The following is a 17,347-nucleotide window of genomic DNA, read 5'->3' on the forward strand; positions in this document are numbered from 1 at the left end:
CCGAAATCGATTAACCATGGCTTTTGATCTCGTTTTCTTCGGCGGCACCGGTGACCTCGTGTGGCGCAAACTCATGCCCGCCCTGTTCCAGGCCTACCGCCACGGCACCTTGCCCGAGGGCGGCCGCATCATCGGCGTGGGCCGCGACGACCTGAGCGACGAACAATACCGCCAACAGATCCAGTCCCGCTTTGAACAAGTCGAGGGTGACAAGCGCCCCAACAGCGAAGAATTCGCCCGCTTTGCCAGTCTGCTGTGCTACGTGCGCATGGACCTGTCCAAGCCCGAAGCCTACGCCGCGCTAGCTTCCCGTTTGGCCGAGCGGGAAACCGACCATGTGGTGATGTACCTGTCCACCGCGCCCAGCCTGTTCACCACCGTCTGCGAGCAGCTCGCGGCCAGCGGCCTGAACACGCCCAAAACACGCATCGTGCTCGAAAAACCGCTGGGCCACGACCTGGCGTCCAACCGGGCCATCAATTTGGCAGTGGGCAAGGTCTTCAAAGAGCAGCAAATCTTCCGCATCGACCACTACCTGGGCAAGCCCGCGGTGCAGAACCTGTTTGCCATGCGCTTTGGCAACGCCCTGTTCGAGCCCCTGTGGCGCCGCGAGCACATCGCCAACATCCAGATCACCATGGCCGAAGAACTGGGCGTGGAAAAGCGTGGTGGCTTTTACGAAAGCACGGGCGCACTGCGCGACATGGTGCAAAACCATGCGCTGCAACTGCTGTGCGCGATCGCGATGGAGCCGCCCATCAACGCCCACGCCGATGCGATCCGCGACGAGAAACTCAAGGTGCTGCGCGCCTTGAAGCGCTGGACCCCCGAGACGCTGAGCCAGCACGTGATCCGCGGTCAATACGCCGCCGGCAATGTCGAAGGCCAGGCCGTGCCAGGCTACCGTGAAGAGCCTGGCGTGAGCCCCAGCAGCAGTACCGAGACCTTTGTGGCCCTGCGCACCGAAATCGCCAACTGGCGCTGGGCGGGCGTGCCGTTCTACATCCGAACCGGCAAGCGCATGGCTTCACGCGAGGCGCACATCGAGATCAACTTCCGCCCCACACCGCACGACATCTTCCAGACCCCTGTGGGCCAGGTCAACAAGCTGGTCATCCACCTGCAACCCAAAGACGGGCTGGAGCTGCACCTCTTCGCCCAAGGCCAGAGCAAACGCGGCCAGGGCGCCAATGGCCAGACCCTGAGCCCGGTGCACCTGGACCTGGACTTTGACAAACGCTTTGGCAGCGAACGCGTGGGCGCTTATGAACGCCTGCTGCTGGACGTGCTCGACGGTCGCCTGAACCTGTTCGTCCGCAGCGATGAGCAAGAAGAAGCCTGGCGCTGGGTGGAGCCCATCCTGCAGCACTGGGCCAGCGACACCATCGGCCCACGGCCTTACGCGGCAGGCACCTGGGGGCCCAGTGCTTCGAGCGCCATGATCGCGCGCGATGGCCATTGCTGGTCCGAAGAAATTTAAACGACACTTTCCCCAAACGCACAGACCGGAGACAGACCATGCTCGAACGCATCAAGGCTTCCTTGCCCTCGCTGGCCCCTGCCGAACAAAGGGTGGGCAAACTCGTGCTGGCCGATCCCCGTGCGTTTGCCAACCTGCCGGTGACCGAGCTGGCAGACCGTTCGCATGTGAGCAAACCCACCGTGGTGCGTTTTTGTCGCAGCATGGGCTACGACGGTCTGTCGGACTTCAAGCTCAAACTCGCCGGCAGCGTGAGCGAAGGCGTGCCCTTCATCCACCGCAGCGTGGATGTGGACGACAAGACCAGCGACATCGCTGTCAAAGTGATCGATAACACCGTGGCGGCCTTTCTCAAGTACCGCAACGACGCCAGTTCGTTTGCGCTGGAGCACGCGGCGCAGGCCCTGGCCGAGACACAGAAAACCGGGCGCCGCATCGAGTTCTATGGCGTGGGTAACTCGGGCATCGTGGCGCAAGACGCGCAGCACAAATTCTTCCGCCTGGGCGTGAACGCCATCGCCTACAGTGACGGTCACATGCAGGTCATGAGCGCATCGATGCTGCGCCCTGGCGACTGCGCGGTGATCATCTCCAACTCGGGCAGGACCCGCGACCTGATGGACGCCTGCGACATCGCCAAAAAACAAGGCGCGACCACCATCGTCATCACCGCCAGCGGCTCGCCGCTGGCCAGTGCAGGCCACATCCACCTCACGGCCGACCACCCCGAGGGCTACGACAAGTACAGCCCCATGGTCTCACGCCTGCTGCACCTCTTGATCATCGACATCCTGGCCACCACCGTGGCGCTGCGCATTGGCGAAGAACTGCAGCCCACCCTGCGCGACATGAAAAACAATTTGCGCAGCAAGCGCTACACCTGAGTCCTCAGGGCCAGTGGATGCGGATCAAGGTGCCACGGCCATCAAGCACCGGGCTGTGCACGCTGACCTGTGCGCCATGCTGGCTGGCGATCTCCTTGACAATGGCCAGCCCCAGACCACTGCCCGGCACGCCCGAAGGGGCGGCGCGGTAAAAGCGCTCAAAGACATGCGGCTGGTCCACTGAAGAAATGCCCAGGCCATCGTCTTGAACCTCCAGCCAGGTTTTCCCCACACGCACGGTGATGCGCGCACCAACTGGACAGTGGTGGATCGCATTGTCGATCAGGTTGCTCAACGCTTCCTGCAACAGCAAGGCCACCCCCTGCACCTGGACATCCGGCGCCTGCACTTCGAGCCCCAAGTCGTCACCTTCCTGGTGCGCGCGCAGCGAATGCGCCCGAGTCACTTGGCGCGCCAAATCCACCAGGTCCACTACCTCCGGGCTGTGCATTTCACGTGCATGCTCCACACGGGTCATGGCCAACAGTTGCTCCGTCAGTCGCACTGCATCATCGGTGGTTTGACCTGCGGCGCGCAGCACATGTTGCAGCTGACTCGGCTCGGCATTGCGCTGGGCCAACGCCAGCTGCGTTTTGAGCACCGTCAAGGGTGTGCGCAACTGGTGCGCGGCATTGTCCAGAAAACGCTTGCGGATGTCGATCAGGCGTCCCAGGCGCTCAAGGTAGCTGTTGAGCGTCTCCATCAAGGGACGCAATTCACGCGGCACCTCGGATGAATGGATCGGCGAAAAGTCGTCCACCGCCTTGTCGGCCAATTGCTGCCTGAAAGACTCCAGCGGACGAATGCCCCGCTGTACCCCCCACACCACCAACAGGGCTGCCGCCAACAACAACACGCCTTGGCTGCTCAAGGTGTCCCGCAAAATGTGCTCGATCAACTGCTGGCGCACTTCCATGGTTTCAGCCACCGTGATCTTGACCAGGGGATGGGGGAGACCCGCCTCTTCCATCACATGCGTGAGCTGTGCCAAACGCACCGACTGCCCCGCATACAGCGCATCGTCAAATTGAACCAAAGCGAAATATTTGACAGCCGAGGCCGCGCGCGCCGGCACATCGGGCAAGCTGGCGTCTCCCGCAAGCCACTGCCCCTGAGGTGTGGTCACTTTATAAAAGAGACGCGAACCCGTGTGATTCTCAAAAAGATAGCCTGCCGCGCCCATCACATCGAGCTGCAGATGGCCATCCTTGATTTCCAGCTCTTCGGCCAGCGTGCGGGCCGCCAGGTACAGCGAACGGTCATAGGCTTCATTGGCCCCATGCACGGCATTGCCGTAGGACACATAAGCATTGATCGCCATCAAGCCCAGCAGTGGCAACAAGATCCAGCTGAGCAGTCTTCTGCGCAGGGATCGGGTCAGCATGTCTCGGATCCATATCAACATGGCACGGCACTCATGCACCCGACCCGCCAGGCCAGGTCAGCATGTAGCCCAACCCCCGAAACGTGGTGATCAAGACCGCCGGGCCTGAACCCGAAGGGATGGCCTCCAGCTTTTTGCGCAAGCGGTAAATCAGCACCTCCACCGCATCCAGGCCTGTGGCCTCATCCGCAAAGACCTGTTCATGCAAATGCTCCTTGCTGACGGGGCGATGCGGCGACTCCAGCAAGACCCGCAGGGCCGACACCTCGCGGCGGGTCAGTGACAGCACCTGCCCGAGCAGTTGCACCACGCCGGTTTCCCGGTCCATTTCGAGCGGCCCCAGGCGCAAGGCCAGGGATTTGGTGCGCCCAGGCCTGCGCAGCAAGGCCTGCAAGCGGGCCTCCAGCTCGCTCAGGTCAAACGGTTTGGGCAAGTAATCATCCGCCCCCATGTTGAGCCCCAGTACCCGGTCGGGCACACTGGCCCGCGCCGTGAGGATCAGCACCGGCACAGCATCACCACGGGCGCGCAAAGCCTGCAAAACGCTCAGGCCATCCTGGCCCGGCAGCTGCAGATCCAGCAGCACAGCATCCAGGCCGTGACCCGCCTGCAAGGCCGCATCCGCTTGCACGCCATCGGTGGCAAAACGGACCTCCATGCCTGCCTGGCGCAAGGCGGTGCCCAGCCACAACGCAATGTCAGGCGTATCTTCCACCAGAAGGATGCGAGGCTTTAGGGTATTCACTGAACTGGTTTGACAGGTGTTTGACAGATTCGCGCAGCGCCAACGCCCACAATGGGCGCTATATGGGGGTGGATCATCCATCCCCTATGGTTTTTTCATTTTCACACAGGAGCCTTCCATGACTTTGTCCAAACGTGATTTCCTGACTTGGGGTGCCGCCGCTGGCGCCTCCGTGGCGCTGCCCGCATGGGCCCAATCCAAACCGCTGGTGGCCAGCATCAACATGTTTGTGCCAGCCGCCCCCGGTGGCGGCTGGGACGGCACCGCACGCGCCATTGAGCGCGCTGCCAAAGCCGCGGGCCTGGTCGGCAACATGCAATTTGAAAACGTCGGTGGTGCCGGTGGCATGGTCGGTCTGCCCCGCTTCGTGAACCAGCGCAAGGGCCAGGGCAACACGCTCATGATCGGCGGCTCGGTCATGATCGGGGCCGGCATCGCCAACAAGAGCCCCATCACCATCAAGGATGTGACCCCCATCGCTCGCCTGACCGAAGAAGCCGGCGTGATCGTGGTGCCTGCCAGCGGCAAGATCAAGACCTGGAAAGAGCTCGAAGCGGCCATCAAAGCCAACCCCAAGGCCGTCTCGGTCGCAGGTGGAAGCGCTGGCGGCACCGACCACCTGATTCTGGGCATGCTGATCAAAGCCCTGGGTAAAAACCCCCGCGAAGCCGCCTATGTGGCTTTTGCTGGCGGCGGCCCTGCCAACGCGGCCATTTTGGGCGGGCAGGTGAGCGCAGGCATCTCGGGCTGGTCCGAATTTGAAGAACAAATCAAGGCCGGTCGCATGATCCCCTTGGCCGTCTCGGGCAAGCGCCGCATTCCAGGCGTGAATGTGCCCACACTGACCGAGCTGGGCGTGAACGTCACCGAGTCGAACTGGCGCGGCGTTTTTGCGCCGCCCGGCATCACCACCGCACAGCGTGAAGCCATGATCGACTTCATCACCAAGGTGAACGCCTCGGCCCCCTGGCACCAGGAATTGGAGACCCGCAAGTGGACCGACGCCTTCATGACCGAAAAACCATTTGAACGCGATCTGGCCAAAGACATTGCCGATAAAGAAGTCCTCATGAAAGAGTTGGGCTTGGCATGAGGCCGCTGCACGTTGCGGTCGTGCTGGCCGTCCTGGGCGCCGTGGGTGCCTGGCAAGTCACGCTGATTCCCGAGTCACTCATGCAGATGACCGTGGGACCCACCCTGGTGCCTGGCGTGGTGGTGGCCGGCTTGCTGGTCTTGACCGTCCTGTACGGCGTGAGCGCTGCTCGCGGACGCCAGGTGGATGAAAGCCATGCCGAAGACCAAAGCCCCCTGCCAGGCGCCAGCACCCGACTGCTGAGCTTGCTGGGCGGTGGTCTGGCCTTCATTGCACTGATTGGCCCACTGGGCTTCATCATCCCCGGCACACTGTGCGGCATGGGCGTGGCCCGCTCTTTTGACGCGCCATTCGGCCTCAAATCGCTGCTCATCTGCACCGCCATCGCCACCACCTTCTGGCTGCTGTTTGCCGTGGTGCTGGGCGTGGGCCTGGGCCCGGCGCTGCCCTGGCTCTTCTGATTCCGGAGTAAAGCATGTCTTCTTTTGACGCCTTGATGGCGGGCTTTGGCAACGCCCTGCAACCCGGAACCCTGATGTGGGGTTTCGTGGGTTGCTTTGTCGGCACCCTGATTGGTGTGTTGCCGGGCATTGGCCCGGCGCTCACCATTGCCTTGCTGCTGCCCCTGACCTACCACGTGCCGGCGACCAGCATGTTCGTGATGTTCGCAGGCATTTATTACGGTGCGGCCTATGGTGGCTCGACCACCTCGATCCTCATCAAGACACCGGGTGAGGCCGCGTCGATGATGACGGCGCTCGAAGGCAACAAAATGGCCCGCAGCGGCCGCGCTGGACAGGCCCTGGCCACCGCCGCCATCGGCAGCTTTGTGGCAGGCACCATCGGCACACTGGCATTGACCTTCTTCGCCCCCATGGTGGTGGAAGCCGCACTGGCTTTTGGCCCTGCCGAATACTTCAGCCTGATGGTGCTGTCGCTCGTGGCCGTGTCAGCGGCACTGGGCAACTCGGTGCTTCGTGGCCTGCTGGCCTTGGCGGTGGGCATGCTGTTTGGTCTGGTGGGTATTGACCTGCAAACCGGTCAGCCCCGCTTCACTTTTGGCCAGGCTTCGCTGCTGGACGGCATCGAAGTCACTGTGGCCGCGGTGGGCATCTTTGCTGTGGGCGAGGCCTTGTACCTGGCCTGGCAAGGCCGCGAATCCAAGGCCGGTGAGGTCATGCAGGTCTCAGGCAGTCTCTGGATGAGCAAAAAAGATTGGGGGCGCTCCTGGAAAGCGTGGCTGCGTGGGGCCTTCTATGGCTTCCCCATCGGCGCCATGCCTGCGGGTGGTGCGGAACTGCCCACCCTGCTGTCTTATTACACCGAGAAAAAACTGAGCAAGCACCCTGAGGAATTCGGCCACGGGGCCATCGAAGGTGTCGCAGGCCCCGAAGCCGCCAACAACGCGGCTGCCGCTGGCGTGTTGATGCCCTTGCTCACCCTGGGCATCCCCACCTCAGCCACTGCGGCCATCATGTTGTCGGCCTTTGAAGGTTACGGCATCCAGACAGGACCCCAGCTGTTTTCATCGCAAGGCAGCCTGGTGTGGACGCTGATCGCCAGCCTCTACATTGGCAACATCATCTTGCTGGTGCTGAACCTGCCCTTGGTCGGTTTGTGGGTCAAACTGCTCAAGATCCCCCCCCCATGGCTCTACGCCGGCATCATCGTGATCTCGACCGCAGGCGTGTACGGGGCAGGCAACTCGGTCTTCAACGTCGGTTTGTTGTTCGTGTTCGGCTTGATCGGCTACGCCATGCGGCGTTTTGACTTCCCGGCGGCGCCGCTGATCGTGGGCCTGATTCTGGCCCCTATGGCCGAGCAATCCATGCGCCAGGCCCTGACCATCAGCATGGGCGACTGGAGCACCTTCGTCACCCGTCCCCTGTCGGCCAGCCTGTTGGGTGTGGCAGCCGTGCTGGTGGCCACGCCACCGATCTACCGCTTGCTCAAGCGGGCTTGACATCCAGCCTTATCAAAAAGGCCTGTCCGTTGGACAGGCCTTTTTACATGGAACGCAAGGCGCCGATCTCAACCGGTCACACCACCGCATGACAAGCGATCTTGATCCCCTTGAAGTCACGCAAGGCGGGCCGCTCGGTTTTGCAAATGTCGGTGGCCTGCGGGCAGCGCGGGTGAAAGCTGCAGCCGTTGGGCGGGTTGAGCGGGTTGGGCACTTCCCCTTGCACCGGGGTGCGGGCACGGCCTGTGTCGTGCATTTTGGGAATCGCGTCCAGCAGCATACGGGTGTAAGGGTGCTGCGGATTGGCAAACAGCGTGTGCTTGTCGGCCAGCTCCACCAAGCGGCCCAAATACATCACCCCCACCTGGTCGCTCACATGGCGCACCACGGCCAGGTTGTGGCTGATGAAGAGGTAGGTCAGTCCCCGCTCACGCTGCAGGTCTTTCATGATGTTGAGCACCTGCGCCTGCACGCTCACATCGAGCGCCGAGGTCGGCTCGTCACACACTAAAAACTCAGGCGCTGTGGCCAAAGCCCGGGCAATCGAAATGCGTTGGCGCTGCCCGCCCGAGAATTGGTGCGGGTACTTGGGCATGTCGAGCGCCGACAAGCCCACCGATTGCAGCAACTCGGCCACGCGCGCCTGGAGCTCAGCTGCATCTTTGATCAAGCCATGCTCGCGCAGGGGCTCACCAATGATGGCTTCGACCGTCCAGCGCGGGTTCAGGCTCGCATACGGGTCCTGAAAAATCATCTGGATGCGCTGGCGCATTTGCCGCGCATCGGGTGACTTGAACGCGGCATGCGCGTCTTGCCCGTCAAAGGTCAGGCCACCGCGTGTGGGCTCGTACAGGCCCACCAGCAAACGGGCGACGGTGCTCTTGCCACAGCCCGACTCGCCCACCAGGGCCAGGGTTTTGCCTTTTTCAATCTCAAAGCTGACGCCGTCGACCGCATGAAGCAGCTGTCGGGGTTTGCGTTCCATGACGCGGTTGAGCCAAGGGGCCGACACATCGAATGTCTTGGCCAGATCGTTGGCCACGACCAGGGGTCGTTGGGGTGTGTGGCTCATGCGGCACTCCCATCGTGCAACCAGCAGGCGGCGCGGGTGGCCCCTGCCACTTTCAACTCGGGGCGCTGCTGCAGACAGCGGTCAAACGCTTTGGGGCAGCGCGGATTGAAGGCACAGCCGCTCGGAATCGCGTTCAAGCGCGGCATGGCGCCATCGATCTGGTTGAGGCGTTCGCGGTCACTGTCCATGTCGGGGATCGAGGCCATCAGGCCTGCGGTGTAAGGGTGTGCAGGGTGGTTGATGACCTCGTGCACCGGGCCGATTTCGGCGATGCGCCCGGCATAGAGCACGGCCACACGGTCACAGGTTTCAGCGATCACGCCCATGTCGTGCGTGATCAGCATGACGGCCGCGCCACGTTCCTTGCAGACCTTTTTGAGCAGCCCGATGATCTGAGCCTGGATGGACACATCGAGCGCCGTGGTCGGTTCATCGGCCACGATCAGTTGCGGCTCGGCCGCCAGCGCCAGGGCGATCACCACACGCTGGCGCATGCCGCCTGAGAACTCGTGCGGGTAGTGGTCAATGCGTTCTTCGGCGGCCGAAATGCCCGTGTCCTTGAGCAACGCAATGGCGCGTTCACGCGCCTCTTGAGGTGTGACCGACAAGTGCGCCAGGATCGTCTCCGTCAATTGCCGGCCAATCGTGTACAGCGGGTTGAGCGAAGTGAGCGGGTCTTGAAAAATCGCCCCGATCTTGCGCCCCCGGATGTGGCGCATCTGGTCGGCATTCAGATTGTCGATGCGCTGACCTTCGAGCACGATCTGCCCACTGGCCACGCGGCCCGGCGGCTCCAGCAAACCGATGATGGAGGCCCCGGTAAGGGACTTGCCCGCACCCGACTCCCCCACCACCCCCAGAATTTCGCCGGGGGCAATGTCGAAGGAAATGTCGTCGAGCGCACGCAAGGTGCCATGGCGGCCAGGGAACTCCACCACCAGATTTTTGACTTGTAAAAGGCTCATCGCAATCTCGGATTCAGTGCATCGCGCAACCAGTCACCCAGCAGGTTGACCGACAAGGCAATCAGCACCAGCATCAGCCCGGGGAAGATGGTGATCCACCATTCGCCCGAGAACAAAAAGTCGTTGCCCACGCGGATCAATGTCCCCAGCGATGGCGATGTGGGCGGTGCGCCCACACCCAGAAACGACAGCGTGGCCTCGGTGATGATGGCCGTCGCCACCTGGATGGTGGCCAGCACCATGACCGGCCCCAGCACATTGGGCAGCACATGCCTGACCATGATGCGCAGTGGCGCCACGCCCGTGACACGGGCGGCTTGCACGTACTCCTTGTTGCGCTCGACCAGCGTGCTACCACGCACGGTGCGGGCGTACTGCACCCAGCCGGTGAGCGAGATCGAGATGATCAGCACCCCGAAAGCCAGCGACTCGTTGGCATTGGGGAACAAGGCCCGGCCCACGCCCGCGATCAGCAAGGCCACCAGGATGGCCGGGAAAGACAGCATGACATCGCACAAGCGCATGAGCAGCGAATCCACCCAGCCTCCTCGAAAGCCCGCCAGCAGGCCCATGGCCACGCCAAAGGCCACCGACAGCGCTACCGAGGCCAAGCCAACGATCAGGGAGATGCGCGAGCCGTAGATCAGGGCCGACAAGATGTCGCGCCCCTGATCGTCGGTGCCCAGCACATACTTGGAAGTCCCTCCGTCCAACCACGCAGGCGGCAAACGGGAATCGCTCAACTCCAGCGTAGCCAAATCAAACGGGTTGGTGGGTGACACCCATCCGGCAAAGACCGAACAAAAAAGGCAGACGAAAGCGATGAAGGCCGCCACCATCGCCATGGGCGATTGACGGAAGCTGTACCCCACATCGCTGTGCCACCAACGCTGCCAAATTTGCTGCATGCTCAAACCTTATTTGACGCTGATGAACTTCCAGGCCATGCCGTTGTCAGGGAACTGCACCAGCTCGATGTTCTTTTTGGCCGCCCAGTTCAGCGCCTGTTGGTGCAAAGGCAGGTGGCCCACATCGTCCTGATGGATCTTCATGGCTTCGCGGATCATTTCGTTGCGCTTTTTCTGATCGGTCTCAGAAGCCACCTTGTCGGTCAGTTCATCCACTTTAGGGTTGCTGTAAGAACCCAGGTTGAACTGGCCGCGACCACCGTCGCCCGGTGTGGACAAGATCGGGTACATCACGTTGTGCGCATCCACCGTGCTGGCGGTCCAGCCCAGCATGTAGAAGCTGGTGTTGCGGCTCAGGATTTTGGGGAAATAAGTGCCCTTGGTCTCGGCTTCGAGGTTGATCTTGACGCCGATTCTGGCCAGGTTGGCGGCCACGGCCTGGCAGATTTCTGCATCGTTCACGTAACGGTCATTGGGGCAGTTCATCTTGACTTCAAAACCGCTGGGGTAACCGGCTTCGGCCATCAGCTTCTTGGCCGCTTCCACGTCATAAGGCAAGCGCTTGCCCAGATCTGCAGGATAGCCATTGACCTGTGGTGGCATCATCAAAGCCAATGGCGTGGCCGCACCACGCATCACACGGCTCTTGATGGTCTCGATGTCGATGGCCTGGTAGAAGGCCTTGCGCACGCGGATGTCCTTGAACGGGTTTTTGCCCTTCACGTTGGAGTACAGCAATTCATCGCGTTTTTGGTCCATGCCCAAAAAGATCGCGCGCAACTCAGGGCCTTGCAGTACTTTGAGTTTGTCATTGGCCTTGATGCGTTCCACGTCCTGCACAGGCACCGGCTCCATCACATCCAGTTCACCGGACATCATGGCTGCGACACGGGTGGCATCGTTGCCGATGACCGTGAAGATGACCTCGTCCACGTTGCCTGGCACCGTGGTCCAGTAATTGGGGTTGCGCACGAAGCGTGTCTGCACATTCGGCTGACGTTCCTTCACCATGAAGGGGCCCGTGCCATTGGCTTTGAAGGACGCGGCGTTTTCGATGCCCTTGCGCCGATCGACCGGCTTGGTGGCCTGATTTTCCTCACACCACTTCTTGCTCATGATGTCCCAGTGCGTGACCAGCTCGGGCACGATGGGGAACGGTGCATTGGTGATGATGTCGATGGTGTGGTCGTTGATCTTCTTGATCTCTTTGAACTGGCCCACATAGCTCTTCATGTCGGAGCCCTCGCCCTTGGCACGCTCGTAGCTGAAGATCACATCATCGGCTGTGAAGGGGGTGCCGTCATGGAACTTGACACCCTTGCGCAGCTCGAAACGCCACACGGTGGGGGCGGTCTGCTTCCAGCTGGTCGCCAGCAGGGGGGCCAGTTTGTAATTGGCATCGCGTGTGATCAGGGACTCGTAGACGTTTTCCACCACCGAAATTTGCAGGGACTCGTTGAGCGAGTGCGGGTCCATCGACAGGGCGTCGCCCTGATTGCCGATGCGCAAGGTGACGGCAGAGGCCGACACAGCCGACAGGGCCAACGCAGCAGCCAGTGTGGCCACGAGGGGGTTGAGTTTGAAAGCCATGGACATCTCCTTGTGATGAATGAAATGGGTGAACTGAAAAATCAATCCCGTTGCAAGGGCATGGCCTGCTCCACCAAACTGGCGTGCAAGGCTGCGCCCAAAGGCAGGATCTCGTCGTTGAAATCGTAACGGCTGTTGTGCAGCGGATGCGGTCCAGGCCCATGGGGCAAACCCTGACCGATGCGGATGTAGGCTCCTGGCTTGACCTGCAGCATGAACGAGAAATCTTCACCGCCCATGCTGGGCGTCATGTTGCGCCATACCCTGTCAGCACCCACCAGATGGGTCGCCACATCGGCCACAAAATTCGCCTCAGGCACGGTGTTCACCGTGGCCGGGTACACCCGTTCGTACGCCACTTCAGCCGTGGCACCAAAGCCTTGCGCCACACCCGCGCACAAAGCCTTCAAACGGTCTTCGATCTGTTGTTGCACCGTTTCGCTGTAAGTGCGTACCGTACCCACCAAGGTGACCTCGCCGGGGATCACGCTCATGGCTCCCGGGTGACCGCCTTGCATCGAACAAATGCTGACCACCGCCTGGTCAAACGCCGACAGATTGCGTGCCACCACGCTCTGGGTGGCGGTGATGATGTGGCCTGCCACCAGCACCGGGTCGATCGCCTGGTGAGGCCTGGCACCATGCCCACCTTTGCCATGAATCCGAATTTCGATCCGGTCCACCGCCGCTTGCATGGGCCCCGGGGTGACGCCCACCACGCCCAAGGGCACATCGGGGGCATTGTGCTGGGCGAACACTTTTTCGCAGGGAAAGCGCTCGAACAAACCGTCTTGCATCATGGCCCGGGCACCCGCGTAGCCTTCTTCTCCCGGCTGGAAAATCAGCACCGCGGTGCCATCAAAGCGGCGTGTCTCAGCCAGGTATCGGGCCGCGCCCATCAGCATGGCGGTGTGCCCATCATGGCCGCAGCCATGCATCAATCCAGGCTTGGAGGACTTCCACACGCAATCATTGAACTCTGTGAGTGGCAAGGCATCCATGTCGGCCCTCAGGCCCACCATGCGGCCAGGGTTGCCGGCCGATCGGCCCTGTCCATGCACCAGCGCCACCACGCCCGTTTTGCCCAACCCGGTATGGATGCTGTCCACACCGCAGACCTCGAGGCCTTCCACCACACGGCCCGAGGTGTAGACCTCTTCAAAGCCCAGCTCAGGGTGCGCATGCAGGTCGCGTCTGAAAGCGGTGAGCTCTGGGTGGAATTGGGCGATGTGCGCAAAAGCACGACCATGCCCCAAGGTGGATTGCAACGCAGCGCTCATGTCAATGGCCTCCCGCCTTGCCCACACGCAAGCGCGGGTCGACCGCGAAATACAGCAAATCCACCACCAGGTTGATCACCACAAAGATGAGCGCAATCAGGCACAAATAGGCCGCCATCACCGGGATGTCGGCAAAGGTCACCGCCTGAATGAACAGCAGGCCCATGCCAGGCCACTGAAAGACCGTCTCGGTGATGATGGCAAACGCGATGAGCCCCCCCAGTTGCAGGCCCGTGATGGTCATGACGGGTACCAGGGTGTTCTTGAGCGCGTGGCCAAAGTGGATCGCCCGATTGGACAAACCCCGCGCGCGGGCGAATTTGATGTAGTCGGTGCGCAGCACTTCCAGCATTTCGGCCCGCACCAGCCGCATGATCAGGGTCAGCTGAAAAATCGCCAAGGTCACCGCTGGCAACACGATGTGGTGCCAGCCTTTGGCCGTCAACAGCCCCGTGCTCCACCAACCCAACTGCACCACCTCGCCCCGGCCAAAGCTGGGGAACCAGTGCAGCCACACGGCAAACGTGAGGATCAGCAAAATGCCGATCAGGAAGGTCGGCAAGGACACGCCCAGCAAGGACAAGGTCATGAGCAGCTGACTGAGAAAAGTCCCCCGGCGCAAGGCGGCATACACCCCCATGGGGATGCCGATGACCAGCGCCATGGTGGCCGCCACCAAAGCCAACTCCAATGTGGCAGGGAAACGCTCTGCGATCAAACGCGACACTTTGGCGCCCTGGCGCAGGCTCAGTCCAAACTCGCCCTGCACCGCATTGCTCAGGAAATGCCAGAACTGCACAAAAAAGGGTTGGTTCAGCCCCAGATCCGCGCGCAGTTGGCTGATCTGGTCAGGCGTGGCGTCTTGCCCCAACAGAAAGACCACGGGATCACCCACATACTGGAACAACAGAAATGAAATGAAGGCCACCGTGACCATGACGATCGCGGCCTGAATCAGACGCTGAAGGATGAAAGCAAACATCAATGTTCCTTGAACCAGAAACCACTATGCAACATTCGAGCCCGCCTGAGTGAGAGGGAATTCCCCCAAATGGGCTGTCGCGCACAGGACTGGTGCAAGCGCCTGCCATCGTGCTGACCCATCGAGTCATTTGGTCTTGCTTTTCATTGGCATGGGTATTGCTGAGATTCCAATGGAATTCAACTACCCAAGAAGGAAATTCACCATGAACAAGAAATTCGCATGGCTCGCCCTGACCGCCGCAGCCGCCGGAGCCCAAGCTGCTGACTGGAGCGATACCGCTCTGACCTACCGCCAAGGCTCTGCCTTCGCGGAGCCCTTCAACACCAAGGACATCTCCAAAAACATCCTGGGCCTGACGCATGCCAGCGGCTACAAGTACGGCTCCAACTTCTTCAACGTCGACCTGCTGATGTCCGACAGTAAGGACCCGGCATCGGCAGGTTCCAGCACAGGCGCTCAAGAGGTCTACGCGGTTTACCGCAACACGGTGGACCTGTCCAAAGTCACCGGCAACGCCTACAAATTCGGCATCGTGCGTGGCGTGGGCGTGACGGGCGGCTTCGATTTCAACAGCAAGGCCGATGCGGGCTACAACTCCAAAAAGCGCATGCTGGTCGTCGGCCCCACTTTGATGCTGGATGTGCCCGGATTTTTGAACATCAGCTTGCTGGAATTGTTTGAAAGCAACTCCCCTTACAGCACCTACAGCCACTCGGGCGTTGGCCGCTACACCTACAAGAGCCACCCCATGATCGGCCTGTCCTGGGGCATTCCTTTCCAGGTCGCCAGTGTGCCCTTGTCATTCGAAGGCTACGCCAACTTCATTGCAGCCAAGGGCAAGAACGAATTTGGGGCTGACACCGCGGCAGAGACGAACATCGACATGCAAGTGATGTACGACCTCAGCGGCACCAAGACCTTCAAAGTCGGTTTGCAATACCAACACTGGAAAAACAAATTTGGCAACAATGCTTCTGGTCCCGCTGGCTCTGGAGCCTTTGCCAAGACCCCCATGGTCCGGGCTGAATACCACTTCTGACGTCTGATTGCCCCATCCAAGGCCACCATGCGGTGGCCTTTTTCATGCCCCGGACCACAAACCCGTTCAATCCAGACGAATCTCTCCGTACCAGGCTCGGGTCTTGCCTTGTGTGTTGTCGGTGTCGGTCATGATGGCCAGGCCCAGCAAAGCCCCGGGCGGCTCGCCAAAGGCTTTTTCAAAGTCTGCTCGGATCTGGCGCTCGTAACGCACCCATTGCTGGAGCCGATCTGCACCAGACTCGACCACAATCTTGCGCACACGGTCGGTGCGCGGATTCACAATGACCGTTTCTGCAGGCTGCTGGTTGCTCCAGACGTACATCAAGGTCGCGTAGGGCATGTCCTCACCGGTCAAGGCACGGGACAGCTCACTGAGCATGGCGTTCTTGGGTGAAAACTTCTGCCGGTCACCATCAAAGGCCAAGATCAGCCGGACAGGCGAGTCTTCGGTTTCCCGCTGACGCATGTCGGCCTCGGCGATCAGCGCCTGGACCTGCCATTCGAACGTCAGGCGGCCCAGACGGCTCGGCTCAATGTGCAGTTTTTGTCTGAGCATGCTGGCCGAGCCTTCGGAGTCGGCCCGCAGACTTTGCCGCCCCTGGTGCGTTTCCAAGCGAAACGCCGTGCGCAGCTTGCCTGGCAGCAAAACGGTCTCCCACTGCGCCTTGTCTTGGGCCGAGAAGCTCAAAGGCCATTGACCCAAAGCCGCCTTGGAGGGTGACGGCGCAGAGGCACAGCCGCCCAGACTGACCAAAGTCAAAAGCGCCAAAATGCCTGCCGCTGCACCCCATCGAATGCACGCAATCCCCATGGAGGGTCTCCTGATTGAACAACGCGGAGATTAACTCAAGAAAAACCCGCATCAGGCAAGCCTGCTGCGGGTTTTGGGATCACACTGGCTCAGGCCAGTAGCTGGCTGATCAGAACGAGTGGCGAACGCCGAACTCGTAACCTGTGGTGTTACCGCCAGCGACCGTGGTCTTGTCGCCACCACCAACCACAAACTGCTTGCCTGTGCCTTTGTTGTCCACCACAGAGTAGTTGGTGTACAGCGCGGTGCGCTTGGACAGGTTGTGCACATAGCCCACGGTCATTTGGGTGGCGTCATTGGCAACACCCACAGCCTTCAAGTCTGTGTAAGCGGCACGGACTTCACCTGTGCCAGACACTTTGTACTGAACGCCCACCAGATTGCTGGTGGTCTTGGTCACGCCCACTTTGTTCTCACCCCAGAGGTACATCAGCTTGGCTGCACCCAACTGGTAGTTAGCGGCAAAGTTGCTCTGTGTGTAATCGCCCGTGGCAAACTTGGTCTTGCCAGTGGCTGCGGACAAGTTCAGCGGGCCATTGGCATACGAAACGCGGCCACCAACGTATGTGTCGTTCTGCTTTGTGGCGCCTTCGTTGCTCAGGTGTTCACCAAACGCGTACATCACGTTGGCCTGGTAACCGGCCACATTGGGCGAGAAGTAGTTGATGCCGTTGTTCGAACGAACGTGTGTGCTGGATGTGGTGCCGCCGGCGGCCACTGGGTAAAACAGCTGACCAGCATTGCCCACACCGTTGGTACCGAAGGGGTGGTAAGCGACGGTCAAGTTGGTGAAGGTGGGGACATAGTCACGGCCCAGACGAACTTCACCGAACGAACCCGACAGCTCCACGGTGGAGCGGCGCTGCAATGTGAGTGAACCGGGTTGATCGATGGCCAGAGCGCCTTCGAGCCAGAAGCCGGCTTTCATGCCGCCGCGGAGGTCTTCGGTGCCGCGGAAACCCAGACGGCTGGAGGTGTTGCCGTCCGAAGCCAGCTGGCTGCGGGAAACGGAACCAGCGGTGCCATTGGCACTGGTGTGAACATAGCCAATGTCAGCTACGCCAAAAATGGTCACGGAGGACTGTGCATGGGCTTGACCGCATGCAATAGCCAGCAAAGCTGCAGAAACAAGGGGGATTTTTCAAG

The 17,347-nt window shown here is 61.0% G+C and carries 16 protein-coding genes; 6 read left to right on the top strand and 10 right to left on the bottom strand.

Annotation, left to right across the window (positions count from 1 at the left end; all coding sequences use genetic code 11):
• Positions 1-16 precede the first annotated feature (16 nt).
• Together zwf and IC609_RS02970 are read left to right on the top strand one after the other, a co-directional pair.
• Positions 17-1,480 (top strand): glucose-6-phosphate dehydrogenase, encoded by a 1,464-nt coding sequence (gene zwf / locus IC609_RS02965; RefSeq protein WP_191817951.1) that lies wholly within the window; start codon positions 17-19, stop codon positions 1,478-1,480.
• A 38-nt stretch (positions 1,481-1,518) separates the two neighbouring features.
• Positions 1,519-2,364 (top strand): MurR/RpiR family transcriptional regulator, encoded by an 846-nt coding sequence (locus IC609_RS02970; protein WP_191817952.1) that lies wholly within the window; start codon positions 1,519-1,521, stop codon positions 2,362-2,364.
• 4 nt (positions 2,365-2,368) lie between these two features.
• Here the strand turns inward: IC609_RS02970 and IC609_RS02975 are convergent, their stop codons facing one another.
• Both IC609_RS02975 and IC609_RS02980 read right to left on the bottom strand, forming a co-directional pair.
• Complete coding sequence (locus IC609_RS02975; RefSeq protein WP_191817953.1) at positions 2,369-3,748, bottom strand: sensor histidine kinase; 1,380 nt, start codon at positions 3,746-3,748, stop codon at positions 2,369-2,371.
• Positions 3,749-3,779: 31 nt separating this feature from the next.
• Positions 3,780-4,463 (bottom strand): response regulator transcription factor, encoded by a 684-nt coding sequence (locus IC609_RS02980; RefSeq protein WP_333473623.1) that lies wholly within the window; start codon positions 4,461-4,463, stop codon positions 3,780-3,782.
• Positions 4,464-4,611: 148 nt separating this feature from the next.
• On the opposite strand from IC609_RS02980, the gene IC609_RS02985 reads away from it, so the two are divergent.
• From IC609_RS02985 to IC609_RS02995, 3 genes are read left to right on the top strand one after another with little or no spacing between them, the layout of a single operon-like run.
• On the top strand, positions 4,612-5,586 hold the full coding sequence (locus IC609_RS02985) for a Bug family tripartite tricarboxylate transporter substrate binding protein (protein ID WP_191817955.1): 975 nt from the start codon (positions 4,612-4,614) through the stop codon (positions 5,584-5,586).
• A complete protein-coding gene (locus IC609_RS02990; RefSeq protein ID WP_191817956.1) occupies positions 5,583-6,047 on the top strand; it encodes a tripartite tricarboxylate transporter TctB family protein in 465 nt (154 codons plus the stop codon). The genes IC609_RS02985 and IC609_RS02990 overlap by 4 nt, the downstream gene beginning before the upstream one ends.
• A 14-nt stretch (positions 6,048-6,061) precedes the next feature.
• Entirely contained in the window at positions 6,062-7,549 is a 1,488-nt protein-coding gene (locus tag IC609_RS02995; protein ID WP_191817957.1) for a tripartite tricarboxylate transporter permease, read from the top strand.
• Positions 7,550-7,625: 76 nt separating this feature from the next.
• Here the strand turns inward: IC609_RS02995 and IC609_RS03000 are convergent, their stop codons facing one another.
• The 6 genes from IC609_RS03000 to IC609_RS03025 are packed head-to-tail and all read right to left on the bottom strand — an operon-like array spanning position 7,626 to position 14,346.
• A complete protein-coding gene (locus tag IC609_RS03000) occupies positions 7,626-8,621 on the bottom strand; it encodes an ABC transporter ATP-binding protein (RefSeq protein WP_191817958.1) in 996 nt (331 codons plus the stop codon).
• Positions 8,618-9,586: an ABC transporter ATP-binding protein gene (locus tag IC609_RS03005; protein WP_191817959.1), complete on the bottom strand. Its 969-nt coding sequence runs from the start codon at positions 9,584-9,586 to the stop codon at positions 8,618-8,620. Before IC609_RS03005 ends, IC609_RS03000 begins: the two co-directional genes overlap by 4 nt.
• Positions 9,583-10,494 carry an ABC transporter permease gene (locus tag IC609_RS03010; protein WP_191817960.1) on the bottom strand — a complete coding sequence of 304 codons (912 nt, stop codon included), beginning with the start codon at positions 10,492-10,494 and terminating at the stop codon, positions 9,583-9,585. The genes IC609_RS03005 and IC609_RS03010 overlap by 4 nt, the downstream gene beginning before the upstream one ends.
• 9 nt (positions 10,495-10,503) lie before the next feature.
• Positions 10,504-12,084, bottom strand: coding sequence for an ABC transporter substrate-binding protein (locus tag IC609_RS03015; RefSeq protein ID WP_191817961.1), 1,581 nt, complete (start codon positions 12,082-12,084; stop codon positions 10,504-10,506).
• Between the two features lie 41 nt (positions 12,085-12,125).
• On the bottom strand, positions 12,126-13,364 hold the full coding sequence (locus tag IC609_RS03020; RefSeq protein WP_191817962.1) for a M20 aminoacylase family protein: 1,239 nt from the start codon (positions 13,362-13,364) through the stop codon (positions 12,126-12,128).
• A 1-nt stretch (position 13,365) separates the two neighbouring features.
• Entirely contained in the window at positions 13,366-14,346 is a 981-nt protein-coding gene (locus IC609_RS03025) for an ABC transporter permease (protein WP_191817963.1), read from the bottom strand.
• Positions 14,347-14,551: 205 nt separating this feature from the next.
• Between IC609_RS03025 and IC609_RS03030 the strand changes: the two genes are divergently transcribed.
• The gene (locus IC609_RS03030; protein WP_191817964.1) at positions 14,552-15,388 is read left to right on the top strand and encodes an outer envelope protein; all 837 of its coding nucleotides are present in this window, start codon (positions 14,552-14,554) and stop codon (positions 15,386-15,388) included.
• Between the two features lie 66 nt (positions 15,389-15,454).
• Here IC609_RS03030 and IC609_RS03035 read toward each other — a convergent pair whose 3' ends face one another.
• Entirely contained in the window at positions 15,455-16,201 is a 747-nt protein-coding gene (locus IC609_RS03035; RefSeq protein ID WP_191817965.1) for a DUF3047 domain-containing protein, read from the bottom strand.
• A 109-nt stretch (positions 16,202-16,310) separates the two neighbouring features.
• Positions 16,311-17,318 (bottom strand): porin, encoded by a 1,008-nt coding sequence (locus tag IC609_RS03040; RefSeq protein ID WP_225223968.1) that lies wholly within the window; start codon positions 17,316-17,318, stop codon positions 16,311-16,313.
• Between the last annotated feature and the right edge of the window lie 29 nt (positions 17,319-17,347).

The organism is Limnohabitans radicicola (assembly GCF_014837235.1).
Lineage (GTDB): Bacteria > Pseudomonadota > Gammaproteobacteria > Burkholderiales > Burkholderiaceae_C > Limnohabitans_A > Limnohabitans_A radicicola.

Bases quoted from the DNA above. Each gene is read 5' to 3' on its own strand.
- zwf (WP_191817951.1), top strand. From the start codon at position 17: ATGGCTTTTGATCTCGTTTTCTTCGGCGGCACCGGTGACCTCGTGTGG.
- IC609_RS02970 (WP_191817952.1), top strand. From the start codon at position 1,519: ATGCTCGAACGCATCAAGGCTTCCTTGCCCTCGCTGGCCCCTGCCGAA.
- IC609_RS02975 (WP_191817953.1), bottom strand. From the start codon at position 3,748: ATGCTGACCCGATCCCTGCGCAGAAGACTGCTCAGCTGGATCTTGTTG.
- IC609_RS02985 (WP_191817955.1), top strand. From the start codon at position 4,612: ATGACTTTGTCCAAACGTGATTTCCTGACTTGGGGTGCCGCCGCTGGC.
- IC609_RS02990 (WP_191817956.1), top strand. From the start codon at position 5,583: ATGAGGCCGCTGCACGTTGCGGTCGTGCTGGCCGTCCTGGGCGCCGTG.
- IC609_RS02995 (WP_191817957.1), top strand. From the start codon at position 6,062: ATGTCTTCTTTTGACGCCTTGATGGCGGGCTTTGGCAACGCCCTGCAA.
- IC609_RS03000 (WP_191817958.1), bottom strand. From the start codon at position 8,621: ATGAGCCACACACCCCAACGACCCCTGGTCGTGGCCAACGATCTGGCC.
- IC609_RS03005 (WP_191817959.1), bottom strand. From the start codon at position 9,586: ATGAGCCTTTTACAAGTCAAAAATCTGGTGGTGGAGTTCCCTGGCCGC.
- IC609_RS03010 (WP_191817960.1), bottom strand. From the start codon at position 10,494: ATGCAGCAAATTTGGCAGCGTTGGTGGCACAGCGATGTGGGGTACAGC.
- IC609_RS03015 (WP_191817961.1), bottom strand. From the start codon at position 12,084: ATGGCTTTCAAACTCAACCCCCTCGTGGCCACACTGGCTGCTGCGTTG.
- IC609_RS03020 (WP_191817962.1), bottom strand. From the start codon at position 13,364: ATGAGCGCTGCGTTGCAATCCACCTTGGGGCATGGTCGTGCTTTTGCG.
- IC609_RS03025 (WP_191817963.1), bottom strand. From the start codon at position 14,346: ATGTTTGCTTTCATCCTTCAGCGTCTGATTCAGGCCGCGATCGTCATG.
- IC609_RS03030 (WP_191817964.1), top strand. From the start codon at position 14,552: ATGAACAAGAAATTCGCATGGCTCGCCCTGACCGCCGCAGCCGCCGGA.
- IC609_RS03035 (WP_191817965.1), bottom strand. From the start codon at position 16,201: ATGGGGATTGCGTGCATTCGATGGGGTGCAGCGGCAGGCATTTTGGCG.